This window comes from Staphylococcus sp. HMSC036D05 (genome assembly GCF_001836225.1).
In the GTDB taxonomy this organism is placed as follows: Bacteria; Bacillota; Bacilli; order Staphylococcales; family Staphylococcaceae; genus Staphylococcus; species Staphylococcus caprae.
Map to the genome: position 1 here is coordinate 20,550 of NZ_KV827789.1, position 22,223 is coordinate 42,772.

Annotated in this window: 20 protein-coding genes; 11 read left to right on the forward strand and 9 right to left on the reverse strand. The window is 34.3% G+C overall.

Annotation, left to right across the window (positions count from 1 at the left end; translation table 11 throughout):
* Positions 1–59: 59 nt before the first annotated feature.
* Together HMPREF2580_RS11225 and HMPREF2580_RS11230 are read left to right on the forward strand one after the other, a co-directional pair.
* The gene (locus HMPREF2580_RS11225; RefSeq protein WP_070833120.1) at positions 60–1,400 is read left to right on the forward strand and encodes a glucose transporter GlcP; all 1,341 of its coding nucleotides are present in this window, start codon (positions 60–62) and stop codon (positions 1,398–1,400) included.
* 169 nt (positions 1,401–1,569) lie between these two features.
* The gene (locus tag HMPREF2580_RS11230; protein ID WP_070833123.1) at positions 1,570–3,276 is read left to right on the forward strand and encodes an ABC-ATPase domain-containing protein; all 1,707 of its coding nucleotides are present in this window, start codon (positions 1,570–1,572) and stop codon (positions 3,274–3,276) included.
* Positions 3,277–3,361: 85 nt separating this feature from the next.
* On the opposite strand, the gene HMPREF2580_RS11235 is transcribed toward HMPREF2580_RS11230, so the two are convergent.
* On the reverse strand, positions 3,362–3,772 hold the full coding sequence (locus HMPREF2580_RS11235; RefSeq protein ID WP_141756905.1) for a hypothetical protein: 411 nt from the start codon (positions 3,770–3,772) through the stop codon (positions 3,362–3,364).
* A 143-nt stretch (positions 3,773–3,915) separates the two neighbouring features.
* The gene (locus HMPREF2580_RS11240; RefSeq protein ID WP_070833129.1) at positions 3,916–5,574 is read right to left on the reverse strand and encodes an FAD-binding dehydrogenase; all 1,659 of its coding nucleotides are present in this window, start codon (positions 5,572–5,574) and stop codon (positions 3,916–3,918) included.
* Between the two features lie 227 nt (positions 5,575–5,801).
* Between HMPREF2580_RS11240 and HMPREF2580_RS11245 the strand changes: the two genes are divergently transcribed.
* The 3 genes from HMPREF2580_RS11245 (at position 5,802) to HMPREF2580_RS11255 (ending at position 8,288) form a co-directional block, all read left to right on the forward strand.
* Positions 5,802–6,224, forward strand: a complete 423-nt coding sequence (locus HMPREF2580_RS11245; protein ID WP_002444802.1) for a MarR family winged helix-turn-helix transcriptional regulator — start codon at positions 5,802–5,804, stop codon at positions 6,222–6,224.
* Between the two features lie 69 nt (positions 6,225–6,293).
* Positions 6,294–7,676: an NAD-dependent succinate-semialdehyde dehydrogenase gene (locus HMPREF2580_RS11250; protein ID WP_070833132.1), complete on the forward strand. Its 1,383-nt coding sequence runs from the start codon at positions 6,294–6,296 to the stop codon at positions 7,674–7,676.
* Positions 7,677–7,799: 123 nt separating this feature from the next.
* The gene (locus tag HMPREF2580_RS11255; RefSeq protein WP_070833135.1) at positions 7,800–8,288 is read left to right on the forward strand and encodes a MepB family protein; all 489 of its coding nucleotides are present in this window, start codon (positions 7,800–7,802) and stop codon (positions 8,286–8,288) included.
* Between the two features lie 8 nt (positions 8,289–8,296).
* On the opposite strand, the gene HMPREF2580_RS11260 is transcribed toward HMPREF2580_RS11255, so the two are convergent.
* Complete coding sequence (locus HMPREF2580_RS11260) at positions 8,297–9,445, reverse strand: MFS transporter (protein ID WP_070833137.1); 1,149 nt, start codon at positions 9,443–9,445, stop codon at positions 8,297–8,299.
* Positions 9,446–9,572: 127 nt separating this feature from the next.
* Here HMPREF2580_RS11260 and HMPREF2580_RS11265 point away from each other — a divergent pair, with 127 nt between their 5' ends.
* Both HMPREF2580_RS11265 and HMPREF2580_RS11270 read left to right on the forward strand, forming a co-directional pair.
* The gene (locus tag HMPREF2580_RS11265) at positions 9,573–10,424 is read left to right on the forward strand and encodes a LysR family transcriptional regulator (protein WP_070833140.1); all 852 of its coding nucleotides are present in this window, start codon (positions 9,573–9,575) and stop codon (positions 10,422–10,424) included.
* A 98-nt stretch (positions 10,425–10,522) separates the two neighbouring features.
* Positions 10,523–11,032 (forward strand): YfiT family bacillithiol transferase, encoded by a 510-nt coding sequence (locus HMPREF2580_RS11270; RefSeq protein ID WP_070833143.1) that lies wholly within the window; start codon positions 10,523–10,525, stop codon positions 11,030–11,032.
* A gap of 142 nt (positions 11,033–11,174) precedes the next feature.
* On the opposite strand, the gene HMPREF2580_RS11275 is transcribed toward HMPREF2580_RS11270, so the two are convergent.
* Together HMPREF2580_RS11275 and HMPREF2580_RS11280 are read right to left on the reverse strand one after the other, a co-directional pair.
* The gene (locus HMPREF2580_RS11275; protein WP_070833146.1) at positions 11,175–12,032 is read right to left on the reverse strand and encodes an SDR family oxidoreductase; all 858 of its coding nucleotides are present in this window, start codon (positions 12,030–12,032) and stop codon (positions 11,175–11,177) included.
* A 154-nt stretch (positions 12,033–12,186) separates the two neighbouring features.
* On the reverse strand, positions 12,187–13,200 hold the full coding sequence (locus HMPREF2580_RS11280; RefSeq protein WP_002444795.1) for a HoxN/HupN/NixA family nickel/cobalt transporter: 1,014 nt from the start codon (positions 13,198–13,200) through the stop codon (positions 12,187–12,189).
* 179 nt (positions 13,201–13,379) lie between these two features.
* Between HMPREF2580_RS11280 and HMPREF2580_RS11285 the strand changes: the two genes are divergently transcribed.
* The gene (locus HMPREF2580_RS11285) at positions 13,380–13,589 is read left to right on the forward strand and encodes a zinc ribbon domain-containing protein (protein ID WP_002444793.1); all 210 of its coding nucleotides are present in this window, start codon (positions 13,380–13,382) and stop codon (positions 13,587–13,589) included.
* A gap of 180 nt (positions 13,590–13,769) precedes the next feature.
* Positions 13,770–14,672 carry an EamA family transporter RarD gene (rarD, locus tag HMPREF2580_RS11290; protein WP_049402047.1) on the forward strand — a complete coding sequence of 301 codons (903 nt, stop codon included), beginning with the start codon at positions 13,770–13,772 and terminating at the stop codon, positions 14,670–14,672.
* A 288-nt stretch (positions 14,673–14,960) separates the two neighbouring features.
* Here rarD and HMPREF2580_RS11295 read toward each other — a convergent pair whose 3' ends face one another.
* On the reverse strand, positions 14,961–17,438 hold the full coding sequence (locus HMPREF2580_RS11295) for an MMPL family transporter (protein WP_070833148.1): 2,478 nt from the start codon (positions 17,436–17,438) through the stop codon (positions 14,961–14,963).
* Between the two features lie 12 nt (positions 17,439–17,450).
* Positions 17,451–18,530: an amidohydrolase family protein gene (locus tag HMPREF2580_RS11300; RefSeq protein WP_049402045.1), complete on the reverse strand. Its 1,080-nt coding sequence runs from the start codon at positions 18,528–18,530 to the stop codon at positions 17,451–17,453.
* 203 nt (positions 18,531–18,733) lie between these two features.
* Between HMPREF2580_RS11300 and HMPREF2580_RS11305 the strand changes: the two genes are divergently transcribed.
* Complete coding sequence (locus tag HMPREF2580_RS11305) at positions 18,734–19,324, forward strand: TetR/AcrR family transcriptional regulator (RefSeq protein WP_002444784.1); 591 nt, start codon at positions 18,734–18,736, stop codon at positions 19,322–19,324.
* 32 nt (positions 19,325–19,356) lie between these two features.
* Here HMPREF2580_RS11305 and HMPREF2580_RS11310 read toward each other — a convergent pair whose 3' ends face one another.
* Together HMPREF2580_RS11310 and HMPREF2580_RS11315 are read right to left on the reverse strand one after the other, a co-directional pair.
* Entirely contained in the window at positions 19,357–20,775 is a 1,419-nt protein-coding gene (locus HMPREF2580_RS11310; protein ID WP_070833152.1) for an anion permease, read from the reverse strand.
* 179 nt (positions 20,776–20,954) lie between these two features.
* Positions 20,955–21,419: a DinB family protein gene (locus tag HMPREF2580_RS11315; protein ID WP_002444781.1), complete on the reverse strand. Its 465-nt coding sequence runs from the start codon at positions 21,417–21,419 to the stop codon at positions 20,955–20,957.
* Positions 21,420–21,576: 157 nt separating this feature from the next.
* Here HMPREF2580_RS11315 and HMPREF2580_RS11320 point away from each other — a divergent pair, with 157 nt between their 5' ends.
* A complete protein-coding gene (locus tag HMPREF2580_RS11320; protein ID WP_070833155.1) occupies positions 21,577–22,146 on the forward strand; it encodes a tubby C-terminal domain-like protein in 570 nt (189 codons plus the stop codon).
* The last annotated feature ends 77 nt before the right edge of the window (positions 22,147–22,223 follow it).

Genomic DNA, 22,223 nt, shown 5'->3' on the forward strand with positions numbered 1-22,223 from the left:
GAAACGCTTTCATTTTAGGCGTATAATTGTTTTAGTTTTTAAAAAAGGGAATGATTTACATGAAGGTAAATAAATATTTGATTTTTATATTGGGAGCATTAGGAGGCTTACTCTACGGTTATGACAATGGTGTAATCTCCGGTGCATTATTATTTATACATAAAGACATACCACTTAACAGTACAACAGAAGGAATTGTTGTATCTTCTATGTTAATTGGTGCAATTATTGGGGCGGGAAGCAGTGGACCGTTAGCTGATAAACTTGGACGTCGCCGTCTTGTCATGTTAATCGCTGTCGTATTCATTATTGGCGCATTAACACTTGCCTTCTCGACTAACCTGGCATTATTGATTATTGGTCGATTAATTATTGGACTAGCTGTCGGTGGTTCAATGTCTACCGTGCCTGTATATCTATCTGAAATGGCACCTACGGAATACCGTGGTTCTCTTGGTTCATTAAACCAATTAATGATCACAATTGGTATCTTAGCGGCATACCTTGTTAACTATGGTTTTGCGAGTATCGAAGGTTGGCGTTGGATGTTAGGTCTTGCAGTAGTACCATCAGTTATTCTATTGATTGGTATATACTTCATGCCTGAAAGTCCAAGATGGCTCCTTGAAAATAGAAGCGAAGAAGCGGCGCGTAAAGTAATGAAAATTACATACGACGATAGTGAAATCGAAAAAGAAATTAAAGAAATGAGAGAAATCTCAGCAATTGCTGAATCTACATGGACAGTCATTAAGTCACCATGGTTAGGTCGAACATTAATCGTTGGTTGTATCTTTGCGATATTCCAACAATTTATTGGTATCAATGCAGTGATATTCTATTCATCAACTATTTTCGCTAAAGCAGGTTTAGGCGAAGCAGCCTCTATCTTAGGTTCAGTAGGTATTGGTGTGGTCAATGTACTTGTTACAATTATTGCACTATTTGTAGTGGATAGAGTCGATCGTAAGAAGTTATTAGTTATGGGTAATATTGGGATGATTGCTTCTTTAATCATCATGGCTGTATTAATTTGGACAATTGGTATTGCATCTTCAGCTTGGATTATTATCTTATGCTTATCATTATTTATTGTCTTCTTTGGTATTTCATGGGGTCCTGTATTATGGGTTATGTTACCAGAGTTATTCCCAATGCGTGCACGTGGTGCGGCAACAGGTATCTCTGCGTTAGTACTTAATATTGGTACATTGATTGTGTCATTATTATTCCCAATTTTAAGTGATGCATTAAGTACAGAATGGGTATTCTTAATCTTTGCTGTGATTGGTGTACTTGCCATGTTATTTGTTATTAAATTCTTACCTGAAACACGTGGACGTAGTCTTGAAGAAATTGAATATGACTTACGTGAACGTACAGGTGCTAAAACTGAATAATATATAAATTTCACACTCCGGTTTTCAATATAATGTTGAGAACTTGGAGTGTTTTTTATTTTTAAGTGTGCGCGCATAGTTACATTTAAGCGAATCGCATACGTTTAATGGGTTTCATTTTCAGGGTAAAAAATGTAAGTTACGAAAATTAAGAACGGAGGTGTATGACATGAAAAGTGCTCAAGCACTTGAACACACATTAAAATCATTAGACGGTCAAAAGTACGGTGCATACAAACGTACGAAAGGAATGTACGAATTTGACCAATTTAGACTCGCAATCGACCATGTACAAGTCGATCCGTTTGCGCCACCTTCTAAAATGAGAGTCATTATGGATAGAAATACGACGGGGATACCAGATGATTTATTGAATGATAAATATAAGCGTCTTGCAGTCAGTGACTTCTTAACAAGATCAATGCATCAACATATTCAATCAGCAACGCAAAAGTCTAAAAAGTCAGGGAAACTATTTATCGATCGTTGTGGACAAGAGATGTTAGAACGTACATCTGTAGTCATCAATGATAAAGATATAGAAGTTCGAATTGAAGTGGGACTACCTGCAGCTGGTCGGAAAATTCTTGGTAAAGCTGCAGCACACACACTTATCGATATACTACCTGAAATTGTGAACCAAGCACTACGTTATGAGCATCTTGATCAAACAAAACTTCACAATCAAGTTAAATTGATGATAGACCAAATGTTTATACGAAATGAATTAGTTCAAAGAGGCCTAGTGTCATTTGTTGCGAATGATGCCATTTTACCTCGACAAAGTGGTGTATCTGACCGTCCTATGACACATGCCATTAAGTTCCAAAGCCCTGAAAAGTTTGAAATTCAATTAGACTTACCTAGTGGAAAATCCATCAAAGGTATGGGAATTCCCAAAGGTATTACTTTAATTGTAGGTGGCGGTTACCATGGTAAATCAACATTGCTTGAGGCATTAGAGCGCGGTGTTTATAATCATATTGCTGGAGATGGAAGAGAGTATGTGATTACGCAACATGACGCAATGAAGATTCGAGCCGAAGACGGTAGAAGTATTGAGAAGGTTAATATTCAACCGTTTATCGATCATCTGCCTGGTAAGAAAGACACGACTGAATTTTCAACGGAAAATGCGAGTGGTAGTACGTCTCAAGCAGCGAATGTAATGGAAGCTTTAGAAGCACAAACATCGCTCTTACTGATTGATGAAGATACGTCTGCGACAAACTTTATGATTCGTGATGGCCGCATGCAAAGATTGATTGCGCCTGAGAAAGAACCGATTACACCATTTTCAAATAGAGTGAAACCATTATATGAGCATCATGACGTATCTACAATCCTTATTGTAGGGGGTTCTGGAGACTACTTTGATGTGGCAGATCAAGTGTTAATGATGGATGAATATCATTTAAAAGATGTCACAACTGAAGCGAAGGACATTGCACAATCTTCAGGTTATGAGAGAATCGATCAATCACATGCAGACTTTGGTAGCATTCCGTCTAGAGTCCCTCTTAAATCTAGCTTCAATAAGAAAGGGAAAGATGACCGTTTCAAAGCTAAAGGGCTTCATACAGTGACATATGGGAAAGTCCCTATTCAAATTTCTGGTTTAGAGCAACTTGTGGATGATAGCCAGACGAACAGTTTAGCGATGATGTTAGATTATCTTAAAAATGAAATACTCAACAATGACGTTACGCTTGCTCAAGCAACAGATCGCTTATATCAACGTATTGAACAAGAAGGTCTAGAAGTGATTTCACATCATCAAGGTCATCCAGGTAATTTAGCTTTACCACGCAAACAAGAATTAATTGGCACAATAAATAGATATCGAGGACTACACATTCGTAGTGACCGTTCTTAAAACATTACAATAAAATATAAATAGTTATAAAAAATAAGCGTATTGTGAGCTCACTCATCCATAAGTGAGGGTAACAATACGCTTTCTATGGTTCTTTTAAGAAGAATTCTACGGTAAGTTCTTCATCGAAATATTTTTCTTCATGGTCAAGTATCTCTTCGTGATTTCCATTAATAATAGTGAAACCGCTCCGTTTTTGTAATCCATATTCTTGAATAAAGCCATGCATACCTTTTTTAACATAAGGCACAATTTTAGCTTTAAACTTAACACGCTGATTTATGATACTCCTTCTTTTATTGTAATATCTTTGAGGAACTTTGAGCCAAATATGATCAATGGGTTGTCCTTCAATCATTAAATCTCGAAGTAACATTCTTGTATTATTGTGAAAAGGATATCTGCCGTAGCGACCTCCATGATGCATAAGTACGACTTGACCAGAAACAGTCACGAGGCGATTACGAAATGGCTTTAAAGAATCTCTTGGCATCATTTACACTCCATTCTTCAATTATTATAAAAATAATATCATAAAATAAATATAAAGTAGTGTATAAAAATAGAGAACCCTTTTCAACCTTCAAAAAAATGGCTACCCATATCAAAAATATGAGTAACCACTCTATAAGAAATGACTTATTGATTATATTTATCTATACCTTCTGCAACTCGAATACCACTAAAGATACAGCCACCTAAAAACGTACCTTCAAGTGCGCGATATCCATGAAGACCGCCACCACCAAAGCCTGAAGCTTCTCCAGCAGCATATAAACCTTGAATAGGTTCACTCTGTTGATTCATGGCACGACCATCTAAATCAGTTTGAATACCACCAAGTGTTTTACGACTGATGATATTGAGTTTCACAGCAATCAATTTACCACTCTTATTACTTAAGAATGGTTGAGGTTTTGCCGTTCTTACAATCTTATCTCCTAAAAATTGTCTTGCATTATGAATAAATGCAATCTGAGGATCTTTGCTAAATGCATTTGTAATTTGTAAGTCACGAGATTTAATTTCTGCTTTAATCTCTTCGTAATTTAGTAAATGATCGTTAACAAGTGCATTCATTTTCTTAACTAATGTGCCTAAATCATCAGCGACAACAAAGTCTTCACCCTTTTCTACAAATGCGTTGACTGGTGAGGTAGCTTGTTTACTTAAACGTTCTTTAATTAATAATTGAATGTCTTTATTCGTTAAATCTGGGTTTTGTTCAGAACCTGATAATACAAATTCTTTCTTAATGATGTCTTCTGTTAAGATAAACCAAGAATAATCATATCCTGTTTTCATAATTGTTTCTAACGTGTGTAATGTGTCGAATCCAGGATAATCAGGTGCCTTCATACGATGACCTTCAGCATCAAACCACATTGAAGAAGGGCCTGGAATAATACGTATACCATGCTGCTTCCATATAGGGCTATAGTTCTTAACGCCTTCCGTATAATGCCACATGCGGTCTTTATTTACAATATTGACACCGGCATTTTCAGAAATACCGATTAAACGTCCATCAGTTGAATCCGGCACGCCTTGAATCATATGTTGAGGCGCTTTGCCAAGACGTTTCGGCCAATACTTCTTAATCAGTTCTATATTAGCCCCGATACCACCAGAGGTGATTACAAGATTTTCTACATCATATGAGAACGTATCAATGACTTCACGAGAAGAGGGTGCGCCACGTTCTACATCGCTTTCTTCAAGAATATTTCCTGAGATATGTCGCACTTGATTATCTTCAATGTCGATAGCTGTGACTTGATGTCTTGGTAAATATGTTACGCGACCAGCCTGTTCTTGTTGTAAAACATAATTCGTAAATGGTTCGACAAGTCCAGGACCAGTTCCCCATGTAATATGGAAACGAGGTACTGAATTACCGTGACCTGATGCAGATGATCCACCACGTTCAGCCCATCCAAGAATTGGTGTTAGTTTGATACCCATACGATGTAAGTAATCTTCCTTTTCATAAGTGGCAAATTTGACGTAGGCCTTTGCCCATTGTTCTGCCCAATAATCCTCTCCATCGAGGCGGTCAAATTGTGCAGATCCCATCCAGTCATTAAGTGCTAAATCATAAGAATCTTTAACACCATATCGACGTTGTACCTTCGAATTAACTAAGAATAGGCCTCCAAACGACCAGTAAGCCTGTCCTCCAATCGTTTGTCTAGGTTCTTGATCAATTAAAGTAACGTGGAACCCTTTCTTAAGCAGTTCCGTAGCCGCTACAAGACCACTTAAACCTGCACCGATAATATGCACTGTTTTATTCATGAATATACTCCCTTTTTATTTCGCTTAATTTTTATATGTAAAATGCTAACAAACCGCTATATATTTTATCATTAACTTCAATTCAGCGCATGAGTCATTTTATGATATTAAATAAACATAATCTCATAATTCATTTTCAAAAACAGAAATAAATGCTGTATATTTCTACAAAACGAGCATCAATGTATAATAATAAGTGAGAATAAGTCAGCTGAGGAGGTGCAAGAATGACACAACAGAATGGTATAGATGAATGGATTGAGGTTACAGAATATTTCAGATATATAGAAGATATGATTGAACGTAATTTTAAACAGAACTATGGCATAAGTTTAAGAGAATTCTATGTGCTTTATGAGTTATATAAGGCGAAAGATAAGAAATATAAAATTAATGACCTAATTAAAGAAGTGAAATTGAGTCAGAGTGCTATGTCTCGCCTTATAGACCGACTGAGATCTCCAAAGAAAGCATTCATTTGTAAGGATATGAGTAAAGAAGATCAACGTGCGACATATATTTATTTAACGGAAAAGGGTAACAATATCATACAAACGTTAATGAGTGATTATAGAAAGTTAATTGGTAAAGTGAATATTGAAGACATCGAAATGCTTGTACGAAAGGTGAAGGATGCCAATCCATCTTAAAAGTTAGCGAATAAAGATAGAGTAGTATACAATCGGAAGTGTAAAATATTACCAAAGGGGTGGATTTAAATGACGAAATTAGATGTTTTGAATCCAGCAACAAATGAAGTGATTAAGATTTTAGAATATACTGACGAACAAACCGCCCATCGTCAAATTGAACGCGCACATGAAGCATTTCAATCATGGAAACAAGTGGATGCACATGAACGTTCAGCAAAGTTATTTGAATGGGCACGTTTAGTTGATGAACATAAAAATGAATTAGCAAAACTGATTACACAAGAAGGTGGCAAACCTTATAAAGAAGCACAAGGTGAGGTCGATTATGCTAATTCTTATATTAAATGGTATGCAGAAGAAGCAAAACGTATCTATGGTCGTACAATTCCTGCCAATTCATCATCTAAAAAGATTATCGTACAGCAATTTCCAGTAGGTGTTGTAGGTGCAATTACGCCTTGGAACTTTCCAGCAGCTATGATTACACGTAAAATGGCGCCCGCTTTAGCCGCAGGTTGCACGATTGTTTGTAAACCAGCAACGCAAACACCTCTAACGACAATTCGATTAGTTGAGTTAGCACATGAAGCGGGTATTCCAGAAGATGCGATTCAATATGTGATTTTATCCGGTAAAGATGCTGGAGAAATCTTTAATGAGAGTCCAATCATTCAAAAAGTTACATTTACTGGTTCAACTCAAGTTGGTAAAAAATTAATTGAGCAGGCATCTCAATCTATTAAAAATGTAACGATGGAATTAGGTGGTTTAGCACCTCTAATCGTACATGAAGATGCGAATGTGGATTTAGCGGTTGATCAAACGATTGCTACTAAATTCCGTAACGCAGGACAAACTTGTATTTGCGCAAATAGAATTTATGTTCACGAATCAATTGAACAAGAGTATATTGAAAAGTTAACAGAAAAAGTTCATGCATTGAAAATAGGTAACGGCATGGATGAGGATGTCGTTGTGGGTCCACTTATTAATCAAGAAGGTGTTAATAAAGTAATTGACCAGATTAAAGACGCAGAAGATAAGGGTGGCCAATTATCGCGTTCATTATCAGACATTCAAGAATTAGGTGGTAATTTCTTAAAACCTGTAGTTATTTCAAATGCGAATCAAGAAATGAAAGCAATGCATGAAGAAACATTTGGCCCTATTGCACCAGTCATGACATATTCAGATATAGAAGATGCGATTCAAATGGCGAATGACACTGAATTTGGACTCGCAGCCTATTTCTTCACTAACGATTATCATACAGGATTCCACTTATACGAATCTTTAGATTATGGCGTTATTGGTTGGAACGATGGAGGGCCATCAGCTGCACACGCACCATTTGGTGGCATGAAACAAAGTGGTTACGGTCGAGAAGGTGGCATCGAAGGCATAGAACCATACCTTGAAACAAAATATTTATCAATTGGAGATATGTAGATCAAGAATATAAAGAAAATTCCTATGACTCAAAAACATGAATGTAATGAAGTGTCATAGGAATTTTTATTGTATTGAAACGTGATATTCTTATAAAAATAAATTTAAAGGTGCTAATAAAAAATGAACTTGAAATCAGTTGAAATTTTGAATCACTTATCAAAGTGTATGGATTTAAACTATAACATCATTTCCGAAGAACAATGGAATACAGAGTATGAAGCAATGGATCTTAAGTTAAATCATACATTTTGTAAAAGTAGATTAGCTAAAAAGACACCTAAAAAATCAGGGTATTTTGTAACACTCTGGACTAAAGATAAAACTCAAATCAACCAACCATTTGATTATCAAAACTTTCCCGAGAAATTAATTGTCAATGTTATCGATAATGATAAATGTGGTCAATATGTATTATCTAAGGATCTCTTGTTGAAAAAAGGTATCTTAAGCCATGATGAAAAGAAAGGCAAAATGGCATTTAGAGTTTATCCAGTTTGGGAAACAAATTTGAATACTACTGCGCTTAAAACTCAAAAATGGCAATGTAATTATTTTATAGATTTAACGAAAAACATCAAAAAGGAACTTGTATTAAGTCTATATGAATAAAGATAATTTTATTGCGTTTTCTTTACGTTTAAAATTGTATTTATTAATTGTACCAATACCCCCATGCTACAAAACAAAATAGACAGAATTATAAGTGCGTTGATATTCCGAGTTATCAATAATAGAGAACCATATAAGGCTGAGCCAATACTACTTCCTAAATAGTTAATCGAACTATTTAGGGCAACAGCAGTACTTCCATAATCTTGATGTTGCTTAATTAATATATGTTGTTGAGGTGCTTGTGTTGCCCACCCCATAGCTCCCCATATTAAAAAGGGAATGCTACTCAACAGAGGTATTTGAATAATAAACGGTAAAAGTATAAAACTGATAAGAAGGAAAACCATTATACTTAACATAATTAAATTAGTAGATTTAAATTTATCTAAAATAAAGCCAATACCAAAACTCCCAATTAAGCCTCCAATACCCCATATTGTTAAATAAATAGGTATTGAGTAGACACTAGGATATTGATCAACTAAGTTACTTAAATAGGTATAAAGCCCTAAGCTAGATATTGCTGCACAAACCGTAACTGTTATAACTCTAATAATATTGGGATTTATAAATAAATTAAAACGTGCTTTAATGCTTGGAGGAGAAGGTACAAATATTTGTTTGAAATGAATAGAGATGAGCAGCAGAGCCACACTACTTAATAAAGCTATACATGCCAGAGTGAATCTCCATGAACTTATATTAGATATTTGAATACCTAGTGGTACGCCTACTACAGTTCCTACGCTCATGCCTCCAACGATAGTTGCTAAAGCCTTTCCTTTATGACTATTCTCTACCAATTGACTACCTGTGCTTACAGCCATGGGTGAAAATATACCAGCGCCTAAGCCAGCAATAGCTCTAGCAATCAAATAAATAGGTAAGCTAAATGATAATGCTGTTAAGATGTTCGCTATAATAAAAATGAATAATGCTACCATAAGCGTATACTTCACATTAATTTTTGATAAAAATATTGAAAACAACGGAGCAGAAATTGCAAAAACTAGTGTAAAGATTGTTACGCCTTGTCCGATGGCTGTACTTGTGTGATTTAAGCTTTTACTTATTTCCGGGATTAATCCAGCTACGATATATGTATCCATTCCTAGAGTAAACATACCTAAAGCTAAAATAAGAATTCTTTTCATACTAACCTCCATTTAACTAATCTAAATAGTTTTTAATATTGTAAATTAAGGTTAGTATTTAAATAGATTACTTTGAATAATAAATATGTTTCAAGACGTGTGAACTAAAAGTTTCAAGGAGAATGAAATGGAAACGGATTATATTAAAGATTTACTAGAAGTTGCTAAATATAAAAGCTTTAATAAAGCTTCTGAAGTAATGAATATAAGTACCCCAGCGATTAGAAAAAGAATTACAGCAATTGAAAATGAATTAAATCAAAAAATTTTTGTTAGAAATAGCAAGGGGGCTTTTTTAACAAAAGAAGGGCGATTAATTTTAGAAAAACTAAAATTAGTTTATGAAAAAATTGAAAGTATAAAGGTATATGAATCTAATATAAACGGCAATACTATTAGACTGGGGATATTACCTAGCTTTTATCCTATTAACATTAAGGAAATTCAAAATAGTGATTGTTATAACTTTCAGATTTTAATTAACGACAATACTATTAGTTTGATAGATGCGTTAAAAGATAAAAAAATAGATGTAGCTATTGGCGATATTACTAACTTGAGAATCGATGATTTTTATACTGAAGAATTATATGATGAAGATTATTTTGTCATTTACTCTAAGGAGAGAGGAGAGTTGAATAATTCGGACATAAATATTTCAGCAGAACAGATTTATGTCCAAACACCTCCATGTGACACCCTACGATTTATAAAAAGTAATTTCAAAAATACAAGAGAACATTTGGTTTATAATAATTACTTTGAAACAATTTTAGCTAATGTTGCTACGAATAAAGGTATTACTCTTTTGCCATATTCTTATTTAGATAAGATAAATTTAAAGCTTAATTATACTAGACTTGAAAATCACGTGCGTAAAGTGGGACTAATTTCTTCAAGTAAATCACTGAATTCACGTGTACATGACATACTTAATAATCTAACTAAGACAACTACCTCCTCTCAATATATGAATTGAAGTAGAATGACTACTCAAATTATAAATGTGTAAGTTTTTCATTTTCTGAAAATTAAATTATACTGAAGTTGTATTGATAAAATGTGGGGGTGGATAAAATGGATGTAAGATTTCCTATAGGAGAATTGGAATTACCTAACCAAGTGAGTTTAGCCGACGTGAAACGATGGATGAGTGAGGTAGAAAGATATATTGACCAACTCAAAAACGTAGTTAATGGAATTTCAGAGGAAGAGTTGAAGAAAAGATATCGTGAGGGTAGTTGGACGGTGAGACAACTTGTCCATCATATCGCAGATTCTCAGTTACAGTTATTCAGCCGTTTGAAATTAGCGTTAACTGAAGAAAATCCGTCAGCACCTGAGTTTGATCAAAATCAATGGGTAGATTTGGCAGATTCGGAATTACCAATTGAAGTATCTATTCAATTGCTTGAGGGGTTAAACAAACGTGTAGTAGCAATTGGAGAAAATGTCACAGAAGAACAACTTGATAGACAAGTTAATTTAGTAGGAACAGGTGAGCTCACAGTTGGATTCTTATTAGCTAAATTATCTTGGCATGAACGTCATCATCTTGAACATATTAAAATTGCGCTATCTCAATAAATAAGAGGGTAGGCAGTCTAAAATTGAAGAACTTGATTTAAGCATTGGTAAATTTTCATCTTTATCAATGCTTTTTCATTTTGAACGAAATATCCCCACTACTTAATCGATTTATATTTTCGATAAGTTAGTGGGAATGTGTTTATTCTCCTAATAATTTAGCAACACGTTGTTGTTGGATCTTACCTGTGGGATCAGCTTTGGTTTTTAACTCTGTAAATGTTTCAGACCATGGAGAGGTACGTGTTCGAATAGGTGGTTCTTCATTTTCTATTGTATTAAGGATGACTTGTGCGACTTCATTTGATGTTTGAGACGAACCGGGGCCATAATTTTTCTTAAGACCGTTTAAATAAGTATTAAGAATAGGTTTATATTCATCGCTTTGAATGCCTCCCGTTGAATCGAGTTGAGCCATAACGTTATTTGTGAATTCAGATTGAATGCCTCCTGGTTCAATCACTGAAAATTTAACGTTGAACTTAGGTTGTACATAGCTTGCGAGTGCTTCAGTATAACCTTCGACACCGAATTTAGTTGCGCAATATATTTCATTGAAAGGTTGACCTACCAAACCACCTACAGATGAAATATTAATAATATGACCTTCTCTACGTGCTCTCATTGAAGGTAAGACTGCTTTCGTCATACGAATCACACCCATCAAATTTAAATTCAATTGCCATATGATTTCGTCATCACTCGCGTGTTCTGTTGTCTTAACAAATCCAGCTCCTGCATTATTAATTAATATATCTATTTTTTCTTCATTCTTTAAGATTCTTTTAACAGTAGTTTGAATACTCTCTATATCAGTTACATCAAGTTGTTGAATGATTATATCTAAATTATTTTCTTGTGCTATTTGTAATAGTGTATCTTGTTTATTTAAGTTACGCATTGTCGCATAAACTTTATACCCTTGCTTCGCCAGTAAGATGGCAGTTTCATAACCTAACCCAGTTGATGCTCCGGTAATGAGCACGATCTTTTTATTCATAACATATTCTCCTTTGTTTAATGTTGGTTAAGTATTTACTATTCAAATATTAAAGTCAATTGATAAGATTAATGACGGTAGTTTTAGTTGTTTTCAGGAAAATGAAAAACCGCCCAGACATCTTATTAACTAAAAGACGTCTGGACGGCTTTGTTTATGACCAATGTTGTTCTACTTTTCCAAATTTCCAAATTAGCGTAGAAATCAGCCATGTTACCAAAAATAATGCGACTAGAATGTAACCTAAATAATCAAATTGAATGGATTGAATAAAATCCCAAAAACGCCCTTTAAAGTCAAACTTATCAGCTATAATTTGAAGTAATTCAATGACACCAATCACTAAGGCTGCAATCACGGAAATAGCTGTGATTGTGATATTGTAATAAATCTTACGAATAGGATTGAAGAATGCCCAGTTGTAAGCTGATTTCATCACAATACCATCTAATGTATCTAATAAACTCATACCTGAAGCGAATAAAATAGGTAAAGACAAAATGCCGATAAATGAAATAGCTTGTTGAGAAGCACCTGATGATAATGCGAGTAAAGCAATTTCGCTTGCGGTATCAAAGCCTAAACCAAATAAAAATCCTAAAGGTAATACATGCCAACTACGACTAATCACCTTGAAGTATGGACCTACAAAACGTGATACAAAACCGCGTGCTTCTAATAACGCATCAACTTCCTCTTCATTAACACGTTGATGACGCAATTTGGCAAATAATTTTATGAGAGAAACTAATATAATTAAATTCAATATACCAATTAACACGAGGAAGAAACCTGAAACCAGTGTACCAATGGTTCCACCAATGTCTTGAAAATGAGGTAGTTCGCTTTTAGCCCATTTAACAGAGATTCCAAGCAATACTGCCATTAAAAAGACAACAGTCGAATGTCCAATCGAAAAATAAAAACCTACGCCGACAGGGTCACGGCGCTGTTGTAATAATTTACGAACGGTGTTATCAATAGCAGCGATATGATCCGCATCAAACGCATGTCGCAAACCGAGTGTATAGGCAAGAATGCCCATTCCAAAGAGAATATGATGATCTTTTCCAGCAATCCATAAGAAACTAAACCCGATGATATGTAAAAAGATAACGATAGTGATATAGGGGAGCCAACTTAATTTACGGTGATTTATCTTACTCACTGAATAACCTACTTTCCATATGTGATGCAATTATTTTACGCTTTAGTCTTAGAAATGCCTATTATTTGTAAGAAAAAGTGACAACACTGTTATACCTAATTGTGTTTCATTCAGTATCCAATGTGTAATAGTTGAGTGTGTAATCAATGAAAAGAAGGTAATTGTAAGGAGGAAAATATATGTCTGAAGAAAAAGGTTGCGTAAAGTGCGGTCACACTGAAATCGAGGAAGGAACACTATCGGCGACTGGATCAGGTTTATCGAAAATGTTCGACATTCAACATAATAATTTTAAAACAATTACATGTACAAATTGTGGTTATACTGAGTTTTATAAAGAAAGCGCAAACCGTACAAGTGACTTTATAGATTTATTCTTTGGAGGATAAAACTTCATCGTTTAAATGATCGTATTCATTCATGGCGAGTAAAAATTTAATCACTCAGTCTGTACTCACAAACAGATTTGTATCATTCATTGAGTAGAATTAGTAAACTAAATAAGCATACTATCAAATGAGCTGAAATAATGCTCATTTTTTATTTTACATAGAGTGAGGGGGCTTATCATGGCATCTGAGTATAAAAAGGGAATATTTTTTGCGTTAGGCGCGTATGTATTATGGGGAATTCTTCCTATGTACTGGGAGCTCATCAATCATATCGGCGCTTTCGAAATACTTGCTTTTAGAATCATTTTCTCAATGATTTTTATGATTCTTGTACTCATCGTAGGACGCAATCAACGACAAGCGTTCATTAGAGATGTGAATCAGTTAATTTCGCATCCTATACAACTCATCGCAATTATTGTGGCTGGATATGTGATTACGATTAATTGGGGAACCTTTATTTGGGCCGTAACGAATGGTCATGTACTTCAATCAAGTCTAGGTTATTATATTAATCCTCTAGTCAGTATTGTGCTTGCACTTATTTTCTTAAAAGAGAGATTCAACAAATTTGAATGGCTAGCAATTATCTTTGCATTAATCGGTGTACTCTATATGACAATCAAAATAGGAGAATTCCCATTCGTATCTATCATGCTTGCACTATCGTTTGGCGTCTATGGTCTCCTTAAAAAGGTTGTTCACATTGATGCGATTAGTAGTATAGCTATCGAATGCATTGTAACTGCACCAGCGGGTATTATATATGTCATTTATTTATGGCAGCAACATCACATGACGTTTGGTTTCAATATGTCATCATTTTGGCTTATCTTTTCAGGGGCAGTCACAGCGATTCCATTAATACTGTTCTCTGCAGGAGCGAAACGTATACCTTTATCACTGACAGGATTTATTCAATATGTAGGGCCAACGATTATGTTTATACTTGGTATCTTTGTATTTAAAGAAAAATTCGATATCAATCAACTTATTACATTTATCTTTATCTGGATAGGAATTATTTTATACAGCATTTCTCAATATATGAATATTAAAAGAAATCCAATTGCAAAATAATTATTTCATTATATTTTCTCAGTAAAAGGCACATATATTAAAAAAATGGGAGAGGGACAGAAATATAATTTAGCAAAATTATTTTCGTTGTCCCTCTCCCAACTTTCATTGTTTGCAGAATTTCTTAAAAAGAAATTCTCTATGTTGGGGCCCCGCCGGCAAGGATGGCTAGGATTGAAAGAAGCTTGATATAAGCGCACTTTTAATTCAGACATCTACTGCCAATATGTTAAAGAAGGCTGAAACATTTAATTATGTCTCAGCCTCATTTCTATATCTAGCGATCATTTATTTTTCTTTGTTATTCATCTTAAATGGCCACCAATTTCCTTTACCAAATGTAGCCACCATAGACGGAATGAATAAAGGTAAGATGAGTAAGTTATAGATGAGCAATCCAATAATTAATACGGTAGCGATTTGCATTAATGTGAGTGCACCAGATGTATAAAGTGCTGCCACCGTTCCGATAATAATGATACATGCTGTAATAATAACTGTACCCATTTTCTTCATAGCAGTAATCAGTGCAGTATGAATATCATCGTTTTGAACCTCTTCGTTAAATCGATTGAGTAAGAAAATAGCATAATCGATACCCAGTGAGAAGAGAATAACTAAACTAAAGAATGGTACGACAAGTAATACGCCATTACCACCGAATGCATGATCGAATATGAGATTAGCAATACTCATTGATACATAGTATGTGAGGAGTATTAAGAACATCATATATAGTGGCATAATAATTGAGCGTTTAAATATAACGAGTACGATAAATGTGATTAATGACATGAGTATAATCACTTTTTGCATATCTGAATTAATTGTGTGGTCTAGATCAGAGTTTTGTGACGTAATCCCACCATATTCAATTTTACTGTGATCAAAGCTTGTATCATTCGTTTGATTTGAAACTGTATCCTTAATGTCATTTAATGTTTTAAACGCAGACTTAGAATAAGGATTTTTATCAAGCTCTACGTTGAGCAGTACAACTTTTCCATTATCATCACTGTACTGATTAATAGCTTGTTTCATATCTTTGTTTTTCATCATGTCATCAGAGATATACATACCAGATTGGTTCACGCTCTTATCGTTGGCCATACCGTCTAAGTAAGATTGAATCTCTTTTTGACCGTTCATTACTTTTTGGTTACCTTGTTGGGCTTGTTGTAAGCCTTGAGATAATTGACCAGCTTGTTGCGTGATACTTTGTGATGCAGCTTGTGGATTTTGAGAACCTTGTTGCATTTGTTGTTGAACCTTTTCAGAGTTAGTATAAGGCTCAACTTTACTTTGCATATCTCCTAAGCCACTATTCACTTGTCCTAAACCATTATTGGCTTTATTTAATTTCTTCTGAATCGTATCGAGTTGATTTGTTGCTGATAGTTGTTTGATTGGTGTACCTGTAGGACGAGTGACTGTGTTTACGCCTTTCACACCATCTATTTTATTAATACTTTTAGAAAGTGATTCAAGATCTCCTAATCCCTTGCTCGTTGTTAATTTGTGGTCGTCTTTAATGGCAATAGTGACTGGGAAGGCTTCACCAAGTTCAAATTTATCTTTAATGATGTTGATGGCTTTAACTGAGTGATAGCTGTCACTAATTTCATTTGTGTTATCGTAAGTGATTTTATTAGGTGTAAAGTAAATTAATGGGATAAACACTGCGAGTATCACTAAGATAGTGAGGAATGCATTTTTAATTGAAAATGAACCCAACTTACCCCAGAACTTGTTATCTTTGTGGCTTGTAGATTTCTTACTAGGCCAAAAGATTTTTTCACCTAACAATGACATAATCAATGGTAATAATGTGTAAATAACGAGCATTAAACAAATAACACCAATACCAATGCCAATGGCAGATTTAAATAAGTCGAATTTAGCAAACAAAATGACTAAGAAACTTACGAAAATTGTAAGTCCACATAATAAGATAGTTTTACCACCACTTACAAACGTGTTATAAACAGCAGTTGATTTATCATTTTTACCTAGTTCTTCTTTGAAGCGGTTGAGTAATAAAATACAATAATCTGTGCCAATACCGAATAGTAAGGCTACGAGGAACGGCTGAATATATACGGACACTGGGAAATCAAAATATTTTACTAATATCGCTACAATTGCAGAACTAAATACATATGAAATACCCACAATAAATAATGGGATGAATGGTGTGACTACTGAGCGGAACACCGCAAATAAAATAATTAAAATGAGAATGACCGTAACAATTTCAGTTTTTTGTAAGCCTGCATCAGCACTTTTATTAATATCTTTGGTCATTAAATCATTATTTGTTAAATACACACCTTTGAAATGTTGATCTATTTTGTTGATATTGTTTGCGACCTTTTCAGAGTTATTAGACTTTAACTCTATTGGAAGCATGACCGTTTTCTTATCTTTAGAAACGACTTTATTGAATGTTTCTTTATTAGTATACGGTGAGATGACGTTATCAACGTTATCTACTTTTTTAATTTTTTTAATATAAGATTCTAATTGGTCGTTTCCATTACTGTTAATCGGTTTCTTCAAGTCGATGACAGCGACCATAGAATTAGAGTTTGCACCGACATCTTTTAACATTTGTTCATATTTTTGTGATGTAGTATCACTCGGAGGCTTAATTTCACCTTTCTCTTTTGCAAGTTGAGATAAATTAGGTGAGAAAATAAGGGATAGAGCGATAACAATAATCACTAATATGGATATCGGCCATTTAAATTTTAATAAAGCCTTCATCATTTTTTCCTCCTATTTCAAAATTTGAGCAGTATTTCCTTGGAAAATATTTTGTTTATCATTTTCATTAAAATACCTAGATTCTTCAATATTTTTCTCCATTTTGGCAATCCAATCATTTGGGGCATAATGTGCATCTGAACCAAATAAAATATGTGATTTGTCCGTTACTTCATTTAAACTGGCGAATGCCGATTCACCTGTTGATAGTGCTGTATCATAATAAAATTGACGCATATAATCTTCAGCAGATTGTGATAAAGTGCTCCAACGATCCAACCCTTTTTTATATGTTTTGAACATTTTAGCGTATCGAATTGGATGTTTGGCAACTTCTTTAGCTAAATCTGATTTTTTACCAGTAATAAATGATTTAAGTCTATTTTTAGGATCTTCCATTACATATTTTTGAGTATTTAACGTTTCATTAATACGCCATTTCAAATACGGTAAGGTTCCACCAGCATGCGCTAAGATAAATTTAATATTTGAATAGCGCTCCATCGTTCCACTGAAAATTAAATTCGAAGCAGCGCGCGTTGTGTTAAAAGTAAATTCTTCAATAAAGTCAGCAAATACAAATTGAGGTGCTTTAAACCGAGATGATGCAGAACTAGGATGGACGAATACAATGGCATCACGTTGATTCAAGTTAGCCATCACTTTATCAAATTCATCGTCACCTAAATAAGATTGATCATAGTTTGAAAGCAAACCTACACCATCTAGTTTTAAAACATCTAAAGCATATTCGATTTCTTTAATCGTTTCTTTAACGTGAGGCATAGGAAGTAATGCTAAACATTTAAATCTTCCTGGATAGGTGCGCTTAAGTTCAGCTTGATACTCATTAACTTCACGTGCGACTTTCGCTGCTTGTTTTCTTTTAAAAGGTAATGTCGCTGGTTCTGAGATAGATGTGACACCAACTTGAATGTTCAATGCATCCATCATTTGAATACTATCTTGAGGTTCCCAATCTTTGATAGGGTAGCCACCCGCAGTGGTAACGCCAATTTTCTTTAATGCATCTTTATAAATTTTGGGAATAATATGGTGATGAATATCTATAATCTCTCGTTTATTATTCATAATAAGAACCTCCCTTTATTAATTACCGTTGATTTCTGATACAATATAATCAAACTTAATAGACGATGTGTCTATTAGATAAAATAGCACAGAAGAATAAGAATGTCCTCCTTAAAATTTTGAGGAAAACGACTTAATAAACAAATTAGGATGAAATGTTAATTAAATTAGATTTAATAGACTTAAGTTAGGAGTTGTCTAGAATGGATAAACGTCAAATTAGAACAAATAAGTATTTGAAAAAGGGATTAACACAACTAATGAATGAGGAAAGTTATTCAAAAATTACGATTCAGCAACTTGCGAATGCAGCAAATATCAACAGAAGTACTTTTTATTTGCATTATAAAAGTAAAGATGACTTCCTTAATTCAATTATTGAAGAAACTATCAACGAGATGATTGAATATGTGAAAAGTAATCCAATGAATGAAGATGCGATTTTCAACATAGATTTTGAGATTTCATTTTATAGACTACTAGAATTTATTGAACTTAACTTTGAATTTATCAAAGTGCTAATTATGAATATGAATAATACGTATTTCAGGGCTTTACTTGTTCAAAAAGTAAGAGAGGAAATCTATTATCCTTTACTGGAGAAAAACGATGTGAACATTGACTTTAAAAAGGATATTATACTGAACCATACTATATATGGCCATTTAGGGGTTATTGAACGCTGGATGAATAGTGAAGTGGAATATGGATCACATTATATAGCTAAAGTTCTCGTGGAAATTTCAAACCATCCCGTCCACCAAATGTTAGGAATAGAAGCTGAGTGTAATTAAAAAAGAATCGCCCTAAAAAGAGCGATTCAACTCTACATAATACCAATTAATTTCATCCATAGTGAACCTAATCCAATCCAAATGATAAAGTACACGATACCGAGTACGAGGTTCATCAGCCACCAACGTTTCTGAGACACATAGCCTGATGCATAAAGGATTGGTGCCGGACCACTACTATAATGCGTTGTTGAAGCAAGTAAGTTACCGAAGAAACCTAGCATTAATGCACTAAATAATGGTGGTGCTCCAGCTGCTACGGCTACGCCTAGGAGTGCGGCATACATTGCGCTGACGTGGGCCGTTGCACTTGCGAATAAATAGTGTGAATAGAAGAAGAATAAGATAAGTAAAATAAGTACGATTGGCCAACTAAATCCACCTAAACTATGTGCGATGATTTTACTTAACCAAGGAATAAATCCTAGTTTATTTAACTGATCAGCCATAAGTACAAGAACTGAGAACCATACAAGTGTATTCCACGCCCCAGTTTCATTTAAAATATCTTTCCAATTTAATACACCAGTAAGTAATAGCAGTGATAACGCAATAAATGCTGTGAGCGTTGCATCAACATTGATAAAGCTTCCTGTTACCCATAGTGCCAATGCGATAATAAAAATCGCAATCATAAATTTCTCTGCTAAAGATATTTTGCCCATTTCGTCTAATTGTTCGTTTGCCCATTTTCTAGCGTTAGGCGTTTCTTTAACAGTTGGAGGGTACATCTTATAAATAATGAATGGAACAACAATAAGTGAAATAAGACCAGGCACGATAGCTGCAATAAACCAATTCATCCATGTGATGTGAACATGTGCAGTCTTCTCTGCTAAACTTTGAGCAATAGGGTTACCAGCCATTGCAGTTAAGAACATGGCCGCAGTAATTAAGTTGCCTTGGAATTCTGTGAAAATTAAAAAGGCACCCATCTTTCTTTCAGTACCATCTTTAGGTGTTGAACCAAATGATTCTGAAAGAGATTTGATAATAGGGAACATAATTCCGCCTGCACGTGCTGTGTTACTAGGTGTTGCTGGTGCTAAAATTAAATCTACACCAACAAGTGAATATGCTAGTCCTAACGTTTTCTTACCGAATAATTTAACGAATTGGAGTGCAATCCGTCGACCAAGACCAGTTTTAACAAACCCTCTTGAAATGAAAAAGGCCATAGCAATCAGCCAGATACTACTATTACCAAATCCTTGAACAGCCGATTTAGTATCCATAATGCCAACGAGTACCATAATCGTAAAGCCTATGATAGATACAGCACCGATGGTCATAGGTTGTGTGATACATGCGATAATCGTAGCAACAAAGATTGCGAACATGTACCAAGCTTGATCATTTAAGGCATCAGGTTTAAAAGGGGTAAGTGCCAAAATAATCAAACCTACGACAATTGGTAGGATGAATTTACGATATTTTACCGTATTCTCCATAATAACTTTCCTTCTTTCTTTTAATGTTCTTTTTTACATTTCAATCATAGTCTTCTGAAAATGATATGTACAGACCTAAAAGAATTTTAATGAGAAAGATTATCAATAAAGGTGCTACACTTTTGAAAACATAAAAATTCCGACAGCTTAATCATAAGCCATCGGAATAATCAAACGGTTTATTGCGCAGATTTTAACACACGTGTCATTTCTTCGATTTTACCCGCATGTAATGGGATGTGTAATGCGTTCAGTACAAGAAATTCTTCTAAAGTTTTACATCCTGCGACAGGTTGATCTACTTCTTTTTCAAGGTCCTTATCAGTTAAATGTCTCGCACGTTCAGGTAATGTTTTAATATCATTTAAAATACTTTCAATGGAAGGTACGTCTTCATTTCCCCAGTCAGCTGGTTTTGTGCCAGTACCAAATAATCGGCCATACTTTTCAACATCTACAACTTCTTGGTTACCCATAGATAACGCTTCTTCGAACACAGTTAACACATGTCCATATTGCCAATGCAATGTATTTGGAAATACGCTATCATCTTTATCTAATACTTCCACCACATCCCAGTCGTCATAAACACTTCTGATATAATTCACACCGAAATCTATAACATCATAAACTGTTTTAGTCATTCTCTCTAACACCCTTTCAAGTGATTACTTAATCATTCTTACAGGATTTGTCTACCCGCTTTGGAAAATGACTACTCATATAGGATAGAAACGATTTGAATTCATTATAAAGGTTTGTTTATCATAAAAATAAGACATATTGAATATAGGTGAAAGCATGTATAAATACTTTAAGCGAAATCGATTTTCTACAAAATCTTCCGACATTAAAGGGAATTTAGATAAACATATTGGTACGATACAGAAAAAATATAGTAATGTTTTCCAACGTATCATTAGTTTCTTCAGTATGGGCTTTAAATTTAATCAATTCACAATTTATGATAACCATCATCATTTGATAGCGCATGTTAAAGTAAAGACCCAAATGACACAAAAGCATTTCGAGGTAACCTACTATTCGAGTAGTGGGGAATCTCAAATTCTATTCGATAAACAAAGTAATGGTCGGGAAGAAACATACGGAATAATGAAATATAATGGAGTCATTTACAATATTCATTCAGATGAAAATAGATATACGGTAATTAAAGATACGAAAAGAGAAAATGAAATAGCAAGTTGGAAACAGATTGGTGACTATGCACACGTGGAAGGGAACCATGAAGTATTTAATGAGAATCAATTATTATTTATACTGATTTTACATTCCTTCGCGAATGTTCATGTGACACGAAGTATATGGGATTCATTTACTCCAGATACCGCAGGACCACCACTTATTTAAAAATAAATAGTAATTTTTAAAAATAAGAAGAGGTTGGGAACTTTTTGGTTTATGCTCTGGGAAACCGATTAACGGCG

Bases quoted from the DNA above. Each gene is read 5' to 3' on its own strand.
- HMPREF2580_RS11245 (WP_002444802.1), top strand. From the start codon at position 5,802: ATGACACAACAGAATGGTATAGATGAATGGATTGAGGTTACAGAATAT.
- HMPREF2580_RS11230 (WP_070833123.1), top strand. From the start codon at position 1,570: ATGAAAAGTGCTCAAGCACTTGAACACACATTAAAATCATTAGACGGT.
- HMPREF2580_RS11255 (WP_070833135.1), top strand. From the start codon at position 7,800: ATGAACTTGAAATCAGTTGAAATTTTGAATCACTTATCAAAGTGTATG.
- HMPREF2580_RS11235 (WP_141756905.1), bottom strand. From the start codon at position 3,772: ATGATGCCAAGAGATTCTTTAAAGCCATTTCGTAATCGCCTCGTGACT.
- HMPREF2580_RS11310 (WP_070833152.1), bottom strand. From the start codon at position 20,775: ATGGAGAATACGGTAAAATATCGTAAATTCATCCTACCAATTGTCGTA.
- rarD (WP_049402047.1), top strand. From the start codon at position 13,770: ATGGCATCTGAGTATAAAAAGGGAATATTTTTTGCGTTAGGCGCGTAT.
- HMPREF2580_RS11225 (WP_070833120.1), top strand. From the start codon at position 60: ATGAAGGTAAATAAATATTTGATTTTTATATTGGGAGCATTAGGAGGC.
- HMPREF2580_RS11320 (WP_070833155.1), top strand. From the start codon at position 21,577: ATGTATAAATACTTTAAGCGAAATCGATTTTCTACAAAATCTTCCGAC.
- HMPREF2580_RS11240 (WP_070833129.1), bottom strand. From the start codon at position 5,574: ATGAATAAAACAGTGCATATTATCGGTGCAGGTTTAAGTGGTCTTGTA.
- HMPREF2580_RS11300 (WP_049402045.1), bottom strand. From the start codon at position 18,530: ATGAATAATAAACGAGAGATTATAGATATTCATCACCATATTATTCCC.
- HMPREF2580_RS11285 (WP_002444793.1), top strand. From the start codon at position 13,380: ATGTCTGAAGAAAAAGGTTGCGTAAAGTGCGGTCACACTGAAATCGAG.
- HMPREF2580_RS11275 (WP_070833146.1), bottom strand. From the start codon at position 12,032: ATGAATAAAAAGATCGTGCTCATTACCGGAGCATCAACTGGGTTAGGT.
- HMPREF2580_RS11265 (WP_070833140.1), top strand. From the start codon at position 9,573: ATGGAAACGGATTATATTAAAGATTTACTAGAAGTTGCTAAATATAAA.
- HMPREF2580_RS11270 (WP_070833143.1), top strand. From the start codon at position 10,523: ATGGATGTAAGATTTCCTATAGGAGAATTGGAATTACCTAACCAAGTG.
- HMPREF2580_RS11250 (WP_070833132.1), top strand. From the start codon at position 6,294: ATGACGAAATTAGATGTTTTGAATCCAGCAACAAATGAAGTGATTAAG.
- HMPREF2580_RS11260 (WP_070833137.1), bottom strand. From the start codon at position 9,445: ATGAAAAGAATTCTTATTTTAGCTTTAGGTATGTTTACTCTAGGAATG.
- HMPREF2580_RS11295 (WP_070833148.1), bottom strand. From the start codon at position 17,438: ATGAAGGCTTTATTAAAATTTAAATGGCCGATATCCATATTAGTGATT.
- HMPREF2580_RS11315 (WP_002444781.1), bottom strand. From the start codon at position 21,419: ATGACTAAAACAGTTTATGATGTTATAGATTTCGGTGTGAATTATATC.
- HMPREF2580_RS11305 (WP_002444784.1), top strand. From the start codon at position 18,734: ATGGATAAACGTCAAATTAGAACAAATAAGTATTTGAAAAAGGGATTA.